We start from the raw sequence: 19,946 nt of genomic DNA, 5'->3' as shown, positions 1-19,946 counted from the left end.
GAGGTCGAGGGAATTACTTTTCACAGCCCTGCAGCTTCAGCGTCTGGCCGTGGCGCAGGCTGTAGGCCGGCGCCTTGAGGCCATTGGCGCGCGCCAGGGTCGGCACGTCGCACTGGAACCTGGCGGCGATGGCGCCCAGGGTCTCACCCCTGCCCACCTTGTGGCTGCGCACCGGCTTCGGGCGTGCGGCCGGGCGCGGCGTCGCCACCGTGGCCACCGGTGTGGTCGGCACGCTGGTCGACGCTGCGGCATCGGCCACCGGCACCACGCCGCCCACCGCCACGCTGCCGGTGTAGCTGGCCGCAGTCGGGCGCACGATCGCCGCGTTCAGATCGGCGGTGATCAGGGTCCGCGCCAGATCGGCGCGCGGGCCGCTGACACAGTTGCGCTGGTACAGGCCGGCGATGCGGGTGGTGGCGTTGATCAGCGTGCCGGCCGGAATCCAGCCGTCGGCCTCATAACGCGGGTTGAGGTTGCGCAGTGCGCGCATGTAGCCATCGCGGGTGCCGTGGCTGCCCAGGCAGATGGTCAGTTCGTAGATGGTGGTGGACTTGGCCAGGCGCAGCGTGGCCGGCTGCGCACTGATCTTCGGGAACTCCACGCCGTACTGCTGCGGGTGCAGGAAGATCCAGGCTGCGGCGATCACCATCGGCACATAGTCCTTGGTCTCGCCCGGGAACTGGTTGTAGACGCTGTCGGTCCAGAAGCTCTGGCCACCGCTCTGCTTGAACACGCGCGCGGCACGGCCTTCGCCACCGTTGTAGGCGGCCACCGACATTTCCACATTGTTGTTCAGTTCGCGCAGGCGCTCGTTGAGGTAGCTGGCGCTGGCCTCGGCGGCGCTGCGTGCATCAAAGCGCGTGTCAAAGCCGGTACCGTCCGGGCCCAGGCCGAAACGGCGACCGGTGGCCGGCATGAACTGCATCAGGCCCGCCGCGCCGGCGCGCGAAGACGCATGCACGCGGCCGTTGGATTCCTTGGCCATGATGCCGAACAGCAGCGCTTCGGGCAGGCCGCGCTTTTCCCATTCCGGCCACATCACCGCGCGCAGGTTCTGGTAGTTCTCGTAGCTGGTCAGCAGCGCCGGGCGCATGTCGGTCAGCCAGCGGCGGATGCCAGCCTGCACCGCCGGGTTGTATTCGACCATGGTGTCGAAGGCGTGCCGCTTGTCGTTCAACAGCGCTGCGGCGCGGGCCGCCTCGGGCACGTCGGCGGTGAGCGGGCCGATATGGTCGGGGTCGGCTTCCAGGCGGTCACCGCCCTCGTCGGCCACGTCATCGCCGGCTGCAGCGTCGGCATCGTGCTTGAGCAGGCGCTTGTAACTGGCCAGCAGGGTGCCCATCTGGCATCCCTTCTGCTTCACGCAGTCGTTGAGGACGTCTTCCATGTCCTCCAGCGCGGCGTCGGCCTCGTTGCTGCCCTTGGGGTCGGCGTTGGCGACCCGCAGCAGGGCGTCGCTGTAGCGCTTCTCGGCGGCGGCCATGCGCTGCTGCAGCGCATCCACCTTGACCTTGTCCCGGGCCGAAACCCGCTGTGCATGGGCGTCGGGTGCCAGGGAAACCAGGCCGGCCAGGGCCAGCAGCGGCCAACCACGGGAAATCAGGACAGGAACGGGCATTGATGGCACTGTGTGCGAAACAGGCAGGCAGAGTAGCGGCGCCGCCAAGGTCCGGGCAAGCGGACCTTCGGACCGTCACCGCCGGCGGTTAACATTGGGCTATTCACCACAAGGGCTGGACCATGGATCCGATTCTGCTCGGCAAAGGCATCACCGACGATGTGGCCGTCACCCTGCTGCCGAAACTCGGCAACCGTCACGGCCTGGTGGCCGGCGCCACCGGTACCGGCAAGACGGTGACCCTGATGACCCTGGCCGAGGGCTTCTCGCGGCTGGGCGTGCCGGTGTTCCTGGCCGATGTGAAGGGTGATGTGTCGGGCCTGGCCGTGCCGGGTACCGGCGCCGAGAACCTGCTCAAGCGCGCCGCCGAGATCGGCGTGGCCGACTATGCGCCGGCCGCGAGCCCGGCCATCTTCTGGGACCTGTACGGCAAGCTCGGCCACCCGGTGCGCACCACCGTGAGCGAAATGGGGCCGACCCTGCTCTCGCGCATCCTGGAACTGAATGACACCCAGGCCGGCGTGCTCGACATCGTATTCAAGCTGGCCGACGACCGTGGCCTGCTGCTGCTGGACATGGACGACCTGCGTGCCCTGCTCGGCCTGGTCGCCGAGGAGCGCAAGGACATCTCCACCGAATACGGGCTGGTCAGCGCGCAGTCGATCGCGGCGATCCAGCGCGCGGTGCTGCGCCTGGCCCAGGAGGGTGGCGAGAATTTCTTCGGCGAGCCGGCGCTGGAACTGGCCGACATCATGCGGGTCAACCACGATGGACGCGGCGTGATCGGCATCCTCGCCGCCGACCAGCTGGTGCTCAAGCCCAAGCTGTATTCGACCTTCCTGCTGTGGCTGCTGTCGGAACTGTTCGAACAGCTGCCGGAAGTGGGCGACCTGGACAAGCCGAAGCTGGTCTTCATCTTTGACGAAGCGCACCTGCTGTTCGATGACGCACCCGCCTCGCTGGTGCAGCGCATCGAGCAGGTGGTGCGGCTGATCCGCTCCAAGGGCGTGGGCGTGTACTTCTGCTCACAGTTCCCCGACGACGTGCCCGGCAACATTCTTGGCCAGCTCGGCAACCGCGTGCAGCATGCATTGCGTGCATTCACGCCGCGCGACCAGAAGGCGGTGAAGACCGCCGCCGAGACCTTCGTGCCGAATCCGAAACTGGACGTGGCCAAGGTGCTGAGCCAGCTCGGCACCGGCGAGGCTCTGGTCTCCACGCTGCAGGACAAGGGCGTGCCGATGCCGGTGCAGCAGACGATGATCGCACCACCGCGCTGCCGGATGGGACCGGTCACCGAGGCCGAACGTGCGCAGGTACGCGCCGGCAGCCCGGTCGGCAGCCGCTACGACACCGCGATCAACCGCGAATCGGCCGCCGAACTGCTGGCCCAGCGCGCACAGAAGACGGTCGAGCAGGCGCAGGCCCCGGCCGCCCGCAGCCGCGAGCAGGACGATGCGCAGGAGGGTGGATTCGGCCAGTCGATCAAGGATGCGATCTTCGGCACCAAGCGTCGCCAGGGCATGATCGAGACCATGGCCAAGCAGACCACGCGTACCGTCGGCACCAAGCTGGGCAACCAGATCGTGCGCGGCATCCTCGGCGGCATTTTCGGCGGCAAGCGCTGAGATCGCTTCATGAGGTCAGAGCCCTTTCCGTGGGAAGGGCTCTGACCTCATCGTTCCCCTGAAAAGAAGTCTTACCGCATGTCCCGTTGGCGCCCCCCTGCAGAGAAAAGCACCGCCCTGATCACCGCCTCCGGGCATGCACGCCTGAAGGCCGAGCTGGATGAGCTCTGGCGCGTGCGTCGCCCGGAAGTGGTCAAGGCGCTGGCCGCCGCTGCCGCGGAAGGCGATCGTTCCGAGAACGCCGAATACACCTATCGCAAGAAGCAGCTGGGCGAGATCGACCGCCGCGTGCGCTACCTGACCAAACGGCTGGAATCGCTGCGCGTGGTCGATACCACGCCGACCGACCCGCAGGCGGTGTTCTTCGGCGCATGGGTGGAGCTGGAGAACATGGACAGCGGTGACACCACGCGCTACCGCATTGTCGGCCCGGACGAGACCGACGCGGGGCTGGGCTGGATCAGCATCGATTCGCCGCTGGCGCGGGCGCTGCTGAAAAAGCGCCTGGATGACGAGTTCTCGGTGGAGCTGCCCGGCGGGCAGTTCACCTTCGCGGTGATCGGCGTGGAATACGAGCCGTTGTAGAGTCGAGCTTGCTCGACTGCGTCACCGTTGTAGAGCCGAGCCCACACTCGGCTGCACCTGCCGCCATTCGAGCAAGCTCGACGCTACAAAGGCGGCGGGTAATGGCGCCCTGCGCGCAGCGGGCGGAAGTAATCGGTGTTGGCATAGAAGGCGGCGTCCTGCCCCTCGTGCCAGCCCGGGATGCCGGCCAGCGGCAGCGGTCGCAGCTGCAACGGATCGGTCAGCACCCGGCCCTCGCGGATGGCCGCAGCAACTTCGGCGATACAGGCATCGTCGTCGTCGCCCTGCACCACCACGCATTTGCCGACCAACAGGCGGCCCGGCAGCAACGCCTGCTCCATCAGCGCATGACCGAACACCGCCGCAACGGCCACAACGCCGGTGCGCCAGTGCATCGGTTCAAACAGCGTCGGCCAGTCGTGCGCATCCCATGCCGCCAGCCCCCTCTCATCGCACACCCGCACGATCACCCCGCTTTCGTCGAACTGGGTCAACGCGGCCTGGGCGCGATTTCGCTGGCCCGCCGGCATGGCCTCGATATGCAGGCACTGCTGCACATTGAGTACATGCTTGAGCTGCCGATGGCGTGCCCACGCCAGCGCATTGAACAGGTCATGCCAGTTGTCGGCGCGGGTGGCAATGCATCCCTGTGCGATGCGCGCCTCATAGTGCAGGCCGTCGGCCAGCAACGCGGCACCCTGTTCAACCAGGCGCTTGCCGGGCACGGCCAGGCGTGCATCAAGCGCCGCGATGGAGGGCCATGCCGTGCCGTCCAGCAGGTCACGGAAGTCCTGCACGCCGGCAAACAGCGGGTGCGCGAACACCCGTGGATCGACCGCCGCGCGTGGCGGCGGTACGAAGCGCCGTGAACCGCCGCCGTCGCCGGCGGCGGTCGGCGCCGTGGTCACAGCACCTTGAGGTCGAACGCCGGACGCGCGGCGGCGGCCAACGCATCGCCGTACAGGTCGTGCTCGTCGCTCTCGGTGATTTCCACGTCGACGAACTCGCCCACCCGCAGCGGAACCTGGTCGGCGTTCTGGATATGCACCAGACCGTCGATCTCCGGCGCATCGGCCTTGGAGCGGGCCACTGCGATGTCACCTTCGATGGCATCGACCAGGCACTGCTGCACCGTGCCGACCTTGGCTTCCAGGCGTGCGGCGGAAATCTGCGCCTGCTTTTCCATGAAACGGGCCAGGCGTTCCTGCTTCACCGCTTCAGGCACGGCATCGGGCAGGTCGTTGGCGGTGGCACCCTCGACCGGCGAGTAGGCAAATGCACCGACGCGGTCCAGCTGTGCCTCGTCCAGGAACGACAGCAGTTCTTCGAACTCGGCCTCGGTCTCGCCCGGGAAGCCGACGATGAAGGTCGAACGCACGGTGATGTCCGGTGCGATGCGGCGCCAGTTCTGCACGCGCTCGAGGGTTTTCTCGACCGCGCCGGGGCGCTTCATCAGGCGCAGGATGCGCGGGCTGGCGTGCTGGAACGGGATATCCAGGTACGGCAGGATGCGGTTCTCGGCCATCAGCGGCACCACCTCATCCACGTGCGGGTACGGGTAGACGTAGTGCATGCGCACCCACGCATCCAGCTCGGACAGGCCTTCGCACAGTGCCTTCAGGCGGGTCTGGTAGGCCTTGTTGCGCCACATCTTCTCGGCGTACTTCACGTCCACGCCATAGGCCGAGGTGTCCTGGGAGACCACCAGCAGCTCACGCACGCCGCCGCGCACCAGGCGCTCGGCTTCACGCAGCACCTCATCGACCGGGCGCGAGACCAGCTTGCCGCGCATCGACGGGATGATGCAGAAGCTGCACTTGTGGTTGCAGCCTTCGGAAATCTTCAGGTAGGCGTAGTGACGCGGGGTCAGCTTGATGCCGTAGTCGGGCACCAGGTCCACGAACGGATCGTGCTTGGGCGGCAGCGCTTCGTGCACCGCTTCCATCACGCTCTGGTAATCCTGCGGGCCGGACACCGCCAGCACGTTCGGGTACGCCTCGCGGATCTGCTCCGGGCGCTTGCCCAGGCAGCCGGTGACGATCACCTTGCCGTTCTGGTTCATCGCCTCGCCGATGGCGTCCAGCGACTCGGTCACCGCCGAATCGATGAAGCCGCAGGTGTTGACCACCACCACGTCGGCCGAATCGTAGGACGGGACGATGTCATAGCCCTCCGAGCGGAGCTGGGTAAGGATGCGCTCGGAATCGACAAGGGCCTTCGGGCAGCCAAGGCTGACGAAGCCGACTTTGGGGTTCAGCTGGGACATGGAATCGCGGGACTCTGGGGGCCTGGGCCCCTGCCGGCATGGCAGGGGGTCCTGGGGGCCGGGGCCTGAAAGGGCGCCAGTATACCGGGGTTGGGGCCGCGCCCTGAATCGCCAGCCGCCCGATGCTGCACAGCCGCTGACGCCACGCTAACCCGCGCACCATCGACAATGCAGCCCTGTCCCCTGCAACCGAGGTAGATGACGATGGCCGAGTGGATCACCCTGGATACGCACCATGGCCCGGTGCGGGCCTGGCAGGCCCTGCCGGAGGGCACGCCGCGCGGCGGCCTGGTGGTGGTGCAGGAAATCTTCGGCGCCAACCCGCATATCCGCGGCGTGGCCGAGCGTTTTGCTGACGAAGGCTACGCGGTGCTCGCCCCCTCGTTCTTCGACCTGGTCGATGGCGCCGATGCCGATCCGGACGCCCTGCCCTATGACGCCGACGGCGTGAAACAGGGCCTGGAACGGGTGGCAGCGCTGGGCATGGAGAAGGCACTGGAAGTGGTCCGCGCAGCAGCCACCCGGCTGGCCCCGTACGGCAAGGTCGGCACCGTCGGCTATTGCTGGGGTGGCACGGTGGCGATGCTGTCGGCACTGCGCCTGGGCCTGCCCTCGGCCAGTTACTACGGCGCGCGCAATGTCCAGTTCCTCGATGAGACGCCGAAGGCGCCGGTGATCTTCCACTTCGGCGCGCAGGACACGAGCATCCCGCCGGAGGCCATCCAGGCCCACCGCGAAAAGCTGCCGCAGATGGGCACCTACGTCTATCCGGCCGACCATGCCTTCAACCGGGAGGTCGGACATGCGTATGATCCAGACAGCGCCGCCCTGGCGCTGCAACGCACCCTGGACTTCTTCTCGGAGCATCTTGGATGAGCGAATTCGAACTCGATTCACGCCTGGCCACCGATAGCGTGCTGGTGGCCGAAGGACCGTTGTCGCAAGTGCGGCTGATGAACGACGAACGATTCCCCTGGCTGGTGCTGGTACCGCGCCTGGCGGGGGTGACCGAGTGGATCGAGCTGGACGGCGAGCAGCAGGACAAGCTGCGCACCGAGCTCAACCGCGCCTGCAAGGCCCTGAAGGGCGCCGATGGGGTGGAGAAGATCAACATCGGTGCGCTGGGCAACATCGTGCGCCAGCTGCATTTCCATGTGATCGGCCGTCACGACGGCGATCCGGCCTGGCCAGGCCCGGTCTGGGGCAGCGGCCCGGCGCATCGCTACGAGCCGGCCGCGCTTGACCAGCATGTCGCCTACTGGAAGGAACGGCTAGGATATCAGGCCCAGTCCTGAGCCCCTGCCGACCCGATGCGATTCAACCTCGTTGCCGCCATCCTGCTGATCCTGATCGGACTGTTCATGCTCGCCAGCAATCTGGGCTGGACGCACCTGAACCTGTCCCGGCTGCTGATGACCTGGTGGCCGGTGGCCCTGGTGGGTGTCGGCATCGCGATGCTGTTCGGTCGCGGCAAATAAGGAAGGCGGCGCATTGCGCCGCCTTCGTTCATGTAGAGCCGAGCCATGCTCGGCTGCCCTGCCAGGAAGCCGAGCATGGCTCGGCACAACCGCTCAGGTCCGCGGCAGGGTGACCCCGGTCTGGCCCTGGTACTTGCCACCGCGGTCACGGTAGGAGGTCTCGCAGACGTCATCGGCAGCGGCCTGGAAGAACAGCATCTGCGCCACGCCTTCGTTGGCATAGATGCGCGCCGGCAGCGGCGTGGTGTTGCTGAACTCCAGGGTGACATGGCCTTCCCATTCAGGCTCCAGCGGCGTCACGTTGACGATGATGCCGCAGCGCGCGTAGGTGCTCTTGCCCAGGCACACCACCAGGGTGTCACGCGGGATGCGGAAGTATTCGACGGTGCGCGCCAGCGCGAAGCTGTTGGGCGGGATGATGCATTCATCGCCGACGATATCGACGAAGCTGCCCGGGTCGAAATGCTTGGGATCAACGATGGTGGAGTTGATGTTGGTGAACACCTTGAACTCGCGCGAGCAGCGCACGTCGTAGCCGTAGCTGGAGGTGCCGTAGCTGACGATGCGCTCGCCGTTGGCCTGCTTGACCTGCCCGGCCTCGAACGGCTCGATCATGCCGTGCTGTTCGGACATGCGGCGGATCCAACGGTCACTCTTGATGCTCATGCTTTGTCCTGGGGGTACGAGGGGGCGCGAGGATTCTAGCAGGGGGCCGGCGCCTGCCGGCGGCCCCCTGCCCAGGCACCTACAGCAGCGAGGACAGGATCGGGATCGAGGCCCGCGGACGCTTGCCGACTTCCTCGACCAGCCGCTGCGCGGCGTGGCGGTAGGCCTGGGCCGGGACCGAATCCGGCTGCGCGACGGTGATCGGGGTGCCCGCATCGCCCTGCTCGCGGATCCCGATCTGCAGCGGCAGCGAGCCCAGCAGCGGCACGCCGTACTGGGCGGCCATGCGCTCGCCACCGCCCTCGCCGAACAGGTGTTCGACATGCCCGCAGCTGCTGCAGGTGTGTACCGCCATGTTCTCGACGATACCCAGCACCGGCACCTCGACCTTCTCGAACATCTTCAGCGCCTTCTTCGCATCCAGCGTGGCGATGTCCTGCGGCGTGGTGACGATCACCGCCCCGGCCAGCGGAATCTTCTGGGTCAGGGTCAGCTGGATGTCACCGGTACCCGGCGGCAGGTCGATCAGCAGGAAATCCAGGTCGTCCCACAGGGTGTCGTTGAACAGCTGGGTCATCGCCGAGGTGGCCATCGGCCCGCGCCAGATCATCGGCGTGTCTTCCTCGATCAGGTAGCCGATGGACATGGTGTCCACGCCGAATGCGCGCAGCGGCTCGATGCTCTTGTTGTCCGGGCTTTCCGGGCGGCCGGACAGGCCCAGCATGGCCGGCACGCTGGGGCCGTAGATATCGGCGTCGAGCACGCCGACGCGGGCCCCCAGCTGCTGCAGCGCCACGGCCAGATTGACCGCCGTGGTGGATTTGCCGACGCCGCCCTTGCCCGAGCCCACCGCGATGACGTTGCGGATGCGGGCATGCGGCGTCAGTCCCTTCTGGACCTGGCTGGCATGGGGACGGCGGGGAGAACTGTTCACAACGGGCACCGGCGGGATCGGAAGGAGTAACCCCGCATCATACAAGCTGGATGCAACCTGACTGAAATTCAGGATTGCGACAGATTCGTCCACGGATTGTTAAGTTCATGTTACGTTCGCCGCGCACTGTTTCCAGGCCTCGGGGCTGGTTGTCCAGCCCGCGCGACGGCGTATGCGCAGTGCCGTTTTTGTTTTTGCTCTTATTGGAACTACATGAAACACTTCAGCAATACCGCACGTCGCAGTACGCTCTCCGTCGCCCTGATTTCCGCCCTGATGGCCGCCGCACCGGCCATGGCCCAGGACAAGGCGACCAACCTGGACAAGATCACCGTCACCGGTTCGCTGATTCCGCAGACCCAGGTTGAAACCCAGACCCCGGTGATGTCCATCACCGCCGAAGACATCCAGACCCGCGGTTTCAGCAGTGTTGCTGAAGTGCTGCAGCAGTCCTCACTGACCACCGGCGGCCTGCAGGGCGGCCAGACCTCGGGTGCCTTCACCCAGGGCGCCGAAGCGGCCGGCATGTTCGGCCTGAACCCGGGCTACACCAAGTACCTGATCAACGGCCGCCCGATGCTTTCGTATCCGGCGCTGTACAACGGCAGCGAGTCGTTCAACAACATCAGCGGCATTCCGATCGACATCGTCGAGCGCATCGAAGTGCTGCCGGGCGGCCAGTCCTCGCTGTACGGCTCGGACGCGATCGCCGGCGTGGTCAACATCATCCTGAAGGAGCGCATGGACGGCGGCACGATGACCGTCCGTGGCGGCACCTACACCGAAGGTGGTGGTGGCAACATCCGCTTCAGCGCCGCCAAGGGCTTCAACGCGTTCGACGACCGCTTCCACGCGCTGGTCAACGTGCAGATCGAAAACGGCAGCCCGATCTGGGGCTACCAGCGTGACATCACCAAGCAGAACAACCCGGTCGGCTACACCGCACAGGTGCCGTCGAACGACTTCGCCGTCATCACCAACGCCGACAACAAGCTGCTGATGATGGACCCCAGCCGCTGCGCCAACGTGGCCGGCCTGTATGACGGCACCACCACCGTCGGCAAGCGTGCCTCGGGCGAATCGTGCGGTTCGGTGTACAGCGCCGGCTACAAGACCCTGAAGAACGGCAAGAACAGTGGCCAGTTCTACTCGTCGATGACCTTCGACGTGAACGACAACTTCCAGCTGTTCGCCGACGTGCTGTACAGCAAGGAAAAGACTGAATTCACCACCGGCTCGAGCGCCCTGTGGTGGGGCACCAAGTCGGTGATGGGCGGCTTCTACGACCAGGGCCTGGGCAAGGTGGTGAACCTGCAGCGCGCCTTCGCACCGGAAGAAATCGGCCCGGGCCACTACAACAACATCCTCAATTCCGATGAAAGCCGTTCCTACCAGGTTACCCTGGGTGGCAAGGGCATGGTCGGCGACTGGGATTACAGCGCCAGCTTCACCCGTGGCGAGTACCGCCTGGACCAGAACCGCTTCGCACGCTGGAAGGACAAGATCGAAGGCTTCTTCGGCGACACCGTGCTGGGCCCGCGCCTGGGCACCACCGCCGATGGCTTCGGCATCTACAACCCGAACTACGCCGCGTTCTACTCGCCGATCACCCCGGACCAGTTCGCCAGCTTCACCGGCTACGGCACCCACCACAGCAAGACCTGGCAGAATCTGGGCCGCGTGCAGGTGACCAACGGTTCGCTGTTCTCGCTGCCGGGCGGCGACGCCGGCTTGGCCGTGGTGCTGGAAGGCGGCAGTGAAGGCTGGGACTACTCGCCGGACCAGGCCTTCATCGATGGCAACGCCTGGGGCGCGAGCGCCGTGGCCGGTGCCGGCCACCGCAGCAACTACGCGGTGACCAGCGAACTGCGCATGCCGGTGTTCGAATCGCTGACCATCAGCGCCTCGGGCCGCTATGACGCGTTCAAGATCGCCGACAAGACCGTGGACAAGGCCACCTACAGCCTGGGCCTGGAATACCGTCCGATCGAAAGCCTGCTGCTGCGCGGCAAGTACGGCACCGCGTTCCGCGCGCCGACCCTGTCCGATGCCTTCCAGGGCATGAGCGGTTCGTTCGCCTCCGGCCAGAACGACTACTACCGCTGCAGCCAGCTGAACTACGCGCTGCATGACGACGCCTGCTCGTTCTACAAGACCACCTCGGTGTACAGCGAAAAGTCCGGCAACCCGGACCTGAAGCCGATCACCGCCGACGTGTGGAGCGCAGGCGTGGTGTGGGCCCCGGTGAGCAACTTCTCGCTGTCGGTGGACTACTACAACTGGAAGATCAAGAACGAGGTCAAGACCCTGAGCACCGACCAGCTGCTGCTGGCCGAGTACCAGTGCCGCAATGGCCTGCCGAACAACACCTCGGCCAGCTGCCAGAACGTGACCGACTGGGTGAGCCGTGACGCCGCCGGCAACCTCACCCGCGTGTACACGCCCAAGCTCAACGTCGCCAGCCAGAACCTGCAGGCGGTGACCGTCGGTGCCAAGTACCAGCAGGACATCGGCCGCTTCGGCTCGCTGATGTTCTCGGGCAACTACACCAACATGCTCAAGCGTGAAGTGGAGCCGCTGCCCGGCGCCAAGAAGCTGGACCTGCTGAGCGATCCGTACAACATGTGGTACTACGACAACTTCGCCAAGGTCCGCGGCGATGTGTCGGTGGCCTGGGCGATCTCCAGGTTCACCACCACCGTGTACGCCAACTACGTCGGCAGCACCCCGAACTACCTGGCCTACACCGGCCGCAGCTATGACTACGTCCACTCCTCCGGCGCCAAGGCCGGCAAGTGGGGCTCGTACACCACCTACAACATGAGCCTCAACTACCAGGCGCAGGATGATCTGACCCTGTCGCTGATGGTCAACAACGTGTTCAACAAGCTGCCCGAGGGCCAGCGCTACAACTACCCGGGCAACGAATCGACGCCGTTCAACAGCGGCTTCTACAGCGTGTACGGCCGCCAGATCTCGGCCCAGGTCAAGTACGACTTCTGATCCCGTCGTTTTCCGGACTTCGTGTCCGGGCCAGGCCCCGCTTCGGCGGGGCCTTTTTTTTGCCTGCGATCTGGCCGAATCCGCTTGTTCAGAATACAGACACCTTCGATCACGCCCGGAACAATGCCAGACAGATCAATGAGATATGCAGAACTCGACGTACTTTGTCGCAGTCAGCACGGCGCGTGGCGCACACCTCCATGACTGCATGATGAACGCTTGACAGCCTTGGTTAATGTGATGTTAATCTCGAGTCATCGGCACGTGAAGCCGGTACCAGCGCCGGGCGGCGGCACGCTGCCGACACCGGGCAAGGGGCACACGGAGACGTCGACAAGGACCAGTCCCGGTGTACGACGCAATCATTCGATTCAAGGGGATTTCAGATGATCAATCGCAAGTCGCTCAGCAAGCATCCGCTGAGCTTCGCCCTCGCCTCTGCCGTGCTGCTCGCCGCAGCCGCCCCGGCGATCGCACAGGACGCCTCCAGCACGACGCAGACCGAGGAAGCGCCCAAGTCGAAGGCCACCAACCTGGACACGGTGACCGTCACCGGTTCGCGCATCAGCCGCGACGTGTTCAACTCGGTTTCGCCGGTGCAGGTCGTCACCCGTGAAGAGACCACCCTGGCCGGCTTCAACTCGACCACCGCCGCCCTGCAGAGCACGGCGGTCACCGCCGGTGCGGCACAGATCAACAACGCCTACGGCGGCTACGTCACCGACGGCGGCCCGGGCGCCAACACCCTGGGCCTGCGCGGCCTCGGTCCGACCCGCACCCTGATCCTGCTCAACGGCCGCCGCGTATCGCCGGCCGGTACCCGCGGCTCGGTCGGCTCGACCGACCTGAACGTGCTGCCGAATTCGATCGTCGACCGCGTCGAGATCCTGAAGGACGGCGCCTCGTCCATCTACGGCTCCGACGCCGTGGCCGGCGTGATCAACATCATCACCAAGACCAAGGTCGACGGTGTCACCTTCGAAGCGCAGCACAACGCTACCGACGGTGGCGGCGGTGAAGAGCGCCGTTACTCGATCATGTTCGGCTCCACCGGCGAGCGTTCGCACTTCTCCGGTTCGTACGAGTACTACACCCGCAACGAACTGACCCTGGCCGACCGCAGCTGGGCCGGCGGCTGCCCGACCGACATGTACCGTGACATCGAGGCCGGCGACTCCTGGGGCAGCGGTGACTTCATCGATCCGCTGACCGGCAAGCCCAAGTGCTGGTCGCTCGATGCCGGCGGCACCACCCTGAATACCATCGGCACCAACACCCGCACCGGTGTGGCAGCCCCGGGCGGCGCCGGCACCCGCTTCAACCGCTGGCGCCCGAACGCGGCGATCACCACCGGCCTGGTCGGCTACGAAGGCGTGGACCTGAACACCCGCGACACCTTCGACCCGGCCATGCGCAACGAGTCGCTGATCTCGCCGACCAAGACCCATACCCTGTACTTCCAGGGCGGCTTCGACCTCAATGCACTGGGTGATGCCGAGCTGTACTACGAGTTCCTGGGCAACAAGCGCAAGTCGACCCAGACCGGCTACCGCCAGCTGACCCTGGACTACGCCGTGGGCAGCCCGCTGATCCCGGCCAACCTGCGTGACAGCGTGGCCGGCGCCCCGACCGACCAGACCAGCGGCAAGAACCTGGGCGTGCGTGCGTTCATCGGCTTCGGCAACGACACCAACAAGCAGAACGTCGACTTCCTGCGCTTCAATGCCGGCCTGCGTGGTCACCTGAGCTCGGAGTGGAACTATGACTTCAACGTCATGCACGCCCGCAGCGACGCCGACTACACCTTCGAAAGCTTCCTGACCAGCCGCCTGCGCCAGAGCCTGGACGTGGTCTCCAACGGCGCCGGTGGCTATGTCTGCCGCGACGCTTCCAACGGCTGCATCGCCGCGCCGGCGCTGAACACCAACACCATCGGCGGCAAGCTGCCGCAGGACTGGAAGGACTGGGTGTTCGTGCCGGTCACCGGCAACACGCTGTACAAGGAAACCACGGTCAACTTCAACGTCAACGGTCCGCTGTTCGACATGCCCTACGGCTCGGCCGGCGGCGCGTTCGGCGTCGAGTACCGCAAGGCACGCATCGACGACACCCCGTCGCCGTACTCGATCAATGCCGACCTGTACAACCTGACCAACGCCACCCCGACCCGCGGTTCGGACTCGGTGCTTGAAGCCTACGGCGAACTGGAACTGCCGCTGCTGTCCGGCGTCACCGCTGCCGAGGAACTGACGGTCAACCTGTCCGGCCGCTACACCGACTACAAGTCCTACGGCTCGGATGAGACCTACAAGATCGGCGCGCTGTGGACCCCGGTGAAGTGGCTGTCGTTCCGTGCGTCGTACGGCACCTCCTACCGCGCACCGGCCCTGTTCGAACAGTTCCTGGGCGGCACCACCGGCTTCCTGAGCAGCAGCGCCGACCCCTGCAACGAATACGGTGATCGCAACCCGAGCTCGCCGCGCTACCAGAACTGCGCATCGCTGGGCCTGGCGCCGGACTACCTGGCCACCCAGGGCGTGACCGTGGTTACCCAGGGTGGTGCCGAGGCCGGCCTGGAAGCCGAAACCTCCAAGGCCAAGACCCTGGGCGTGGTGATCCAGCCGGAATTCGGCAGTGGCTTCGGTGACCTGTCCTTCGCCGCCGACTACTTCGACATCGAAGTGAAGAACGGCGTCGACAGCGCGGGCGGTGCGAACATCCTGTCGCGCTGCTACGACAGCGGCAGTGCCGACTTCGCCTCCGGTTCGGGCCTGTGCCGCCTGGTGGCGCGCAACCCGGTCAACAACCAGCTGGTGGTGACCAACGGCTTCATCAACCTGTCCACCGACAAGGTCCGCGGCCTGGACTTCACCACCCGCTATGTCCGCGAAATCGGCCCGGGCACCCTGCGCACCACGCTGCAGTTCACCCACTACCTGGAACAGGCCAGCAAGGTCTTCTCCGACGATCCGCTGGTGGACTACAACGGCATGCTGTCGCGTCCGGAAAACACCGCTTCGCTGGACCTGAGCTACAAGTGGAAGAACTGGCAGGTGCGTTACGGCCTGGACTGGATCGACAAGATGGACAGCTACGCGTACTACGAGGAGCGCAACCCGGGTGACTTCGATCCGGCCACCTCGGCGTACAAGCTGTACACCCCGAACTACTTCCTGCAGGCCATCTCGGTGAAGTATGAAGCGGACAAGTGGTCGGTCACCGGTGGCGTGCGCAACTTCGCCGACCGCAAGCCGCCGACCATCTCCCAGGGCATCTACAGCACTGTCGGCAACGCGCTGCTGTACAGCGGCTTCGACTACTTCGGTCGCAGCTACTTCCTGAACATCACGCGTTCGTTCTGATCCTGCTCCCTGCAACCGCCGCCCTTCGGGGCGGCGGTTCCATTTCCGGCACTGCCTTTTCCGCAGGCAGGTGCCACTGCATTCCGAGGTTGCAATGAAGCGAACCCTGTTGCTGGCGGCCCTGGCCAGCGTTTCCCCGTACCTGCACGCCAAGCCCGAAGCGCCCACCATCGAGCAGATGGCCGCCTTCCCCGCCATCTCCAGCCTGTCGCTGTCGCCGGATGGCCAGCACATCGCCGGTCTGCGAGCCAATGGCGAAGAGCGCGTGATCGTGGTGTGGCGCACCGATGCGCTGGACAAGCCGCCAACGGTGATCGGCGCCAACCGCATGAAGTTCCAGAGCGTGTCGTTCATCAAGAACGGCCAGCTGGCGGTGGTGCTGTGGCAGCCCTACGACCTGCGCGCGGACCGGGTGACCAAGACCTTCGTCAGCAAGTTCTTCATCACCGACATCGAAGGCAAGCAGTGGAAGGAGCCGATCACCCCGCCGCGTGCCAGCAGCCGCAGCGAGGAGCTCGAGCAGGCCCTGGCCAACGCCACGGTACTGGACACCCTGCCCAACGATCCGGACCACATCCTGGTGGTCAACGGCAGTGGCAGCAGCTCCGGTGACGTCTACAAGGTCGACCTGCGCAACTTCACCTCCCAGCGCATCCAGAAGACCGAAGAACGCGTGGCCGGCTACATCACCGACCTCGACAGCGAGCTGCGCGCACGCCTGCGACAGGATGTCGACGGCACCGGTGCCTACGTCGCCACCGAGTTCCGCTCGCCCGCCACGGGCACCTGGGAGGAGCACTTCCGCTCCTACGTGAAGAACCGCGACGTCAACCAGGTGATCGGCTTTGCCGATGACCCGAACATCGCCTTCGTGCTCAGCAATGTCGGCCGCGACAAGGCAATCGTGTACGAGTACGACATCAGCGCGCGCAAGCAGAAGGAAGTGCTGTTCGAGCACAAGCTGTTCAACGCCGGTTCGATGCTGATCAATCGTTTCCGCAACGGTGCGGTGCCGTTCGGCGAGATCATGGGTATCGGCTACGCCGGCCCGCGCGGTGACGACATGCAGTGGACCTCGCCGCGCATGAAGGCGCTGGACCAGGGCCTGCGCCAGGCGCTGGGCATCACCCAGGAACCGCTGGCGATGGTCGATACTGCCAACGGCCAGCGCTTCACCGCCAACTACGATACCGGCGTGAGCCTGCGCATCCTCGACTACACCGCGGACCTTTCCAACGTGCTGGTCGCGACCTCCGGGCCGTCCAATCCGCCCGAATACCACCTGCTGCACAACGGCAAGCTGACCCTGCTGGCCAAGACCTACCCGCAGATCCAGCCTGCCGCACTGGGCCAGACCCGCCTGGTCTATTACAAGGCACGCGACGGGCTGGATATTCCCGCATTCCTCACCACGCCCAGCACCGAACTGTGCGGCGCCGGCCCCTGGAAGGCGGTCGTGCATCCCCACGGCGGGCCATGGGCGCGCGATGGCATGGACTTCGACGGCTCGATGTGGGTCCCGCTGATGGCATCGCGCTGCATGGCGGTGCTGCGTCCGCAGTTCCGCGGCTCGGCCGACTGGGGCCGCAAGCTGTGGATGGCCGGTGACGCCGAGTGGGGCCAGAAAATGCAGGATGACAAGGACGACGGCGCACAGTGGATGATCGACCAGAAGATCGCCCGCCCCGGCCACATTGCCATGTTCGGCTTCTCCTATGGCGGCTACTCGGCGTTTGCTGCCTCGGTGCGCCCCAACGGCCTGTACAAATGTGCCATTGCCGGTGCCGGCGTCTCGGACATCAAGAAGATCTGGTCGCGCTTCTATACCAACCCGTTCTTCCGCCAGGCCCAGGCCCCCACCGTGGCCGGCCTGAACCCGGTGGACAAGGCCGGCGAGATGAAGATCCCGTTGATGGTCTACCACGGCGATCGCGACCGCACGGTGCCGATCGAACAGTCCGAGTGGTTTGTGAACAAGGCGAAGGGTTCCGGCCAGCCGGTCGAGTTCCACGCCATCGCCGATTACGCCCACGGGCCGGCCTGGACGCGCCGGATCATGGCCGACCAGTTGCAGCTGATCGACGACTACCTGGGCAAGGGCTGCGGCGGCGGCGGCCTGTAAGCGTTACCGGCCCACAGCAAGGGCGCCCGGCGGGCGCCCTTGCACGTTCTGGCCCTTGCGCCCGGGCATGACCTTCGACACCCTTGCAGCGCAGGCCGGCGGCGTATCGTTCGGCCCACGGCCGTACCTGCGGCTCTTTCCTGACTCACTCGGCCTGGAGGCCAACAATAGTGATGACGCGCACTCCCAAGATCGTCCTGCTCAGCCTGGCCGTGTCGGCCGTGCTGGCCGGCTGCGGCAAGAACGAAACCCCGGCCAAGGATGCCGCGGCCCCCGCCCCGGCCACCGCCGAAGCCACCGTTTACAAGCTGGATGAGAGCAAGCTGCCGGCCTACAACGCCTTCCAGCCCAGCGACCTGGATACCACCAAGGACGCCTGCACCGCCTTCGGCGACTACGTCAACAGCAAGTGGCTGGCCGCCAATGAGATCCCGGGCGACCGCACCAGCTGGGGCGCGTTCACCATCCTCGACGAGCGTTCGGTGGCCGTGCAGCACCAGCTGGCCGAGCAGGTCGCACAGGTCAAGAACCCGAACCACATCGAGAAGATCGTCGGCGACCTGTGGGCCACCGGCATGGACGAAGCCAAGATCAATGCCCAGGGCATCGAGCCGCTGAAGGCCGACCTGACCGCGATCGACGGCCTGCAGGACAAGGCAGCCATCGCCAACTACCTGCGCAGCAGCGCCGCCAAGGGCGACAACGTCCTGTTCGGCTTCGGCGCTGAAGCCGACTTCAAGAACTCGGCGGTGAACCTGGCCTACGCCAGCCAGGGTGGCCTGGGCCTGCCGGACACCACCTATTACACCGACGCCAAGAATGCCGACAAGCTGAAGGCCTACCAGGCGCACGTGGCCAAGGTGCTGGAACTGTCCGGCGTCGCTGCAGCCGATGCGGCCAAGCAGGCCGAGGACGTGGTCAAGTTCGAAACCCGCCTGGCCAAGGCATCGAAGTCGCGCGTGGAGCTGTCGCGCAACGTCGAGCTGTTCTACAACCCGGTCACTCTGGCCGACGCCGACAAGCTGACCCCGAACTTCAGCTGGACCGAGTTCTTCAAGTCGCAGGGCGTGGCCGCGCCGGAGAAGTTCTCGCTGGCCATGCCGGCCTTCCATGAAGAAGTGAGCAAGGCACTGGGCGACACCGATCCGTCGGTGTGGCGCGCCTACCTGCGCTTCCACACCGTGGACAGCGCCTCGCCGTACCTGGCCGATGCCTTCGTGCAGGAGAACTACGAGTTCTACGGCAAGACCCTCAACGGCCAGAAGGAACAGAAGCCGCGCTGGAAGCGCGTGCTGGGCACCATCGAGAACGATGCCGGCGAAGCCTTCGGCCAGCTGTATGTGAAGGTGGCCTTCTCGCCGGAAGCCAAGGCGAAGATGGAAGAGCTGGTGAAGAACCTGGCCGCGTCGCTGAAGGAACGCATCCAGGGCCTGAGCTGGATGAGCGAGGAAACCAAGGCCAAGGCCATCGCCAAGTGGGAAACCTTCACCCCCAAGATCGGCTACCCGGACAAGTGGCGTGACTGGTCGGGCCTGCAGACCCAGCGCGACAGCTTCCTGGGCAACGTGCGCGCGGCCAACGAGTTCAACTACAAGTTCAACCTGTCCAAGATCGGCAAGCCGGTGGACAAGACCGAGTGGGGCATGACCCCGCAGACGGTCAACGCCTACTACAACCCGCTGCAGAACGAGATCGTGTTCCCGGCCGCCATCCTGCAGCCGCCGTTCTTCGACCCGAAGGCCGACGACGCGCTGAACTACGGCGGCATCGGTGCGGTGATCGGCCACGAGATGACCCACGGTTACGACGACCAGGGCGCACGCTTCGGGCCGACCGGCAACCTGGAAGACTGGTGGAGCCCGGCCGACAAGAAGAACTTCGAAGGCCTGACCGGCAAGCTGGTCAAGCAGTTCGACCAGTACAAGGTTGACGGCCAGGCGGTGAACGGCCACCTGACCCTGGGCGAGAACATCGCCGATCTGGGTGGCCTGGCCACCGCCTACGACGCCCTGCAGAAGGCCAGCGCCGGCAAGGAAGACGCCAAGGTTGACGGCTTCACCCGCGACCAGCGCTTCTTCTTCAACTGGGCCACCGTGTGGCGTACCAAGTACACCCCGGAAAACGCCAAGGTCCGCCTGGCCACCGACCCACACGCCCCGGCGCAGTTCCGCGCCATGGGTGCGCCGTCGAACCTGCCGACCTTCGCCGCAGCGTTCCAGTGCAAGGCCGGTGCACCGATGGTCCGTGCCGGCGATCAGCAGGTGGTGATCTGGTAAGCCCCGGC

The 19,946-nt window shown here is 65.7% G+C and carries 14 protein-coding genes; 9 read left to right on the top strand and 5 right to left on the bottom strand.

Features of this window, described 5'->3' with window-relative positions; all coding sequences use genetic code 11:
- Positions 1 to 13: 13 nt before the first annotated feature.
- Positions 14 to 1,618, bottom strand: coding sequence for a transglycosylase SLT domain-containing protein (locus LZ605_RS21855; RefSeq protein WP_249843315.1), 1,605 nt, complete (start codon positions 1,616 to 1,618; stop codon positions 14 to 16).
- Positions 1,619 to 1,740: 122 nt separating this feature from the next.
- On the opposite strand from LZ605_RS21855, the gene LZ605_RS21850 reads away from it, so the two are divergent.
- The gene (locus tag LZ605_RS21850) at positions 1,741 to 3,246 is read left to right on the top strand and encodes a helicase HerA-like domain-containing protein (protein WP_249843314.1); all 1,506 of its coding nucleotides are present in this window, start codon (positions 1,741 to 1,743) and stop codon (positions 3,244 to 3,246) included.
- 78 nt (positions 3,247 to 3,324) lie between these two features.
- Positions 3,325 to 3,831 (top strand): transcription elongation factor GreB, encoded by a 507-nt coding sequence (gene greB / locus LZ605_RS21845; RefSeq protein WP_249843313.1) that lies wholly within the window; start codon positions 3,325 to 3,327, stop codon positions 3,829 to 3,831.
- Between the two features lie 83 nt (positions 3,832 to 3,914).
- On the opposite strand, the gene LZ605_RS21840 is transcribed toward greB, so the two are convergent.
- Both LZ605_RS21840 and rimO read right to left on the bottom strand, forming a co-directional pair.
- On the bottom strand, positions 3,915 to 4,739 hold the full coding sequence (locus LZ605_RS21840) for a DUF3025 domain-containing protein (RefSeq protein WP_249843312.1): 825 nt from the start codon (positions 4,737 to 4,739) through the stop codon (positions 3,915 to 3,917).
- Positions 4,736 to 6,097, bottom strand: a complete 1,362-nt coding sequence (gene rimO / locus LZ605_RS21835) for a 30S ribosomal protein S12 methylthiotransferase RimO (protein ID WP_249843311.1) — start codon at positions 6,095 to 6,097, stop codon at positions 4,736 to 4,738. The genes LZ605_RS21840 and rimO overlap by 4 nt, the downstream gene beginning before the upstream one ends.
- Before the next feature lie 204 nt (positions 6,098 to 6,301).
- Here rimO and LZ605_RS21830 point away from each other — a divergent pair, with 204 nt between their 5' ends.
- The 3 genes from LZ605_RS21830 to LZ605_RS21820 are packed head-to-tail and all read left to right on the top strand — an operon-like array spanning position 6,302 to position 7,575.
- On the top strand, positions 6,302 to 6,973 hold the full coding sequence (locus LZ605_RS21830; protein ID WP_249843310.1) for a dienelactone hydrolase family protein: 672 nt from the start codon (positions 6,302 to 6,304) through the stop codon (positions 6,971 to 6,973).
- Positions 6,970 to 7,392, top strand: a complete 423-nt coding sequence (locus LZ605_RS21825) for an HIT domain-containing protein (protein WP_057495924.1) — start codon at positions 6,970 to 6,972, stop codon at positions 7,390 to 7,392. Before LZ605_RS21830 ends, LZ605_RS21825 begins: the two co-directional genes overlap by 4 nt.
- Before the next feature lie 15 nt (positions 7,393 to 7,407).
- Positions 7,408 to 7,575, top strand: a complete 168-nt coding sequence (locus LZ605_RS21820) for a LiaI-LiaF-like domain-containing protein (RefSeq protein ID WP_181358735.1) — start codon at positions 7,408 to 7,410, stop codon at positions 7,573 to 7,575.
- A 93-nt stretch (positions 7,576 to 7,668) separates the two neighbouring features.
- Here LZ605_RS21820 and dcd read toward each other — a convergent pair whose 3' ends face one another.
- Both dcd and apbC read right to left on the bottom strand, forming a co-directional pair.
- Complete coding sequence (gene dcd, locus LZ605_RS21815) at positions 7,669 to 8,241, bottom strand: dCTP deaminase (RefSeq protein ID WP_012511735.1); 573 nt, start codon at positions 8,239 to 8,241, stop codon at positions 7,669 to 7,671.
- Between the two features lie 79 nt (positions 8,242 to 8,320).
- The gene (gene apbC / locus LZ605_RS21810) at positions 8,321 to 9,175 is read right to left on the bottom strand and encodes an iron-sulfur cluster carrier protein ApbC (protein ID WP_107231096.1); all 855 of its coding nucleotides are present in this window, start codon (positions 9,173 to 9,175) and stop codon (positions 8,321 to 8,323) included.
- Positions 9,176 to 9,388: 213 nt separating this feature from the next.
- Here apbC and LZ605_RS21805 point away from each other — a divergent pair, with 213 nt between their 5' ends.
- The 4 genes from LZ605_RS21805 (at position 9,389) to LZ605_RS21790 (ending at position 19,938) form a co-directional block, all read left to right on the top strand.
- Positions 9,389 to 12,178 (top strand): TonB-dependent receptor domain-containing protein, encoded by a 2,790-nt coding sequence (locus LZ605_RS21805; protein ID WP_249843309.1) that lies wholly within the window; start codon positions 9,389 to 9,391, stop codon positions 12,176 to 12,178.
- A 386-nt stretch (positions 12,179 to 12,564) separates the two neighbouring features.
- On the top strand, positions 12,565 to 15,540 hold the full coding sequence (locus LZ605_RS21800; RefSeq protein ID WP_249843308.1) for a TonB-dependent receptor plug domain-containing protein: 2,976 nt from the start codon (positions 12,565 to 12,567) through the stop codon (positions 15,538 to 15,540).
- A 94-nt stretch (positions 15,541 to 15,634) separates the two neighbouring features.
- Positions 15,635 to 17,662 carry an alpha/beta hydrolase family protein gene (locus LZ605_RS21795; protein ID WP_249843307.1) on the top strand — a complete coding sequence of 676 codons (2,028 nt, stop codon included), beginning with the start codon at positions 15,635 to 15,637 and terminating at the stop codon, positions 17,660 to 17,662.
- A gap of 173 nt (positions 17,663 to 17,835) precedes the next feature.
- Complete coding sequence (locus tag LZ605_RS21790) at positions 17,836 to 19,938, top strand: M13 family metallopeptidase (protein ID WP_249843306.1); 2,103 nt, start codon at positions 17,836 to 17,838, stop codon at positions 19,936 to 19,938.
- Positions 19,939 to 19,946: the final 8 nt, after the last annotated feature.

The sequence above is a fragment of the Stenotrophomonas maltophilia genome, from assembly GCF_023518235.1.
Classification (GTDB): Bacteria; Pseudomonadota; Gammaproteobacteria; order Xanthomonadales; family Xanthomonadaceae; genus Stenotrophomonas.
The sequence above is the reverse complement of the archived record's forward strand: the minus strand, read 5'-3'. Positions and strand labels throughout refer to the sequence as shown.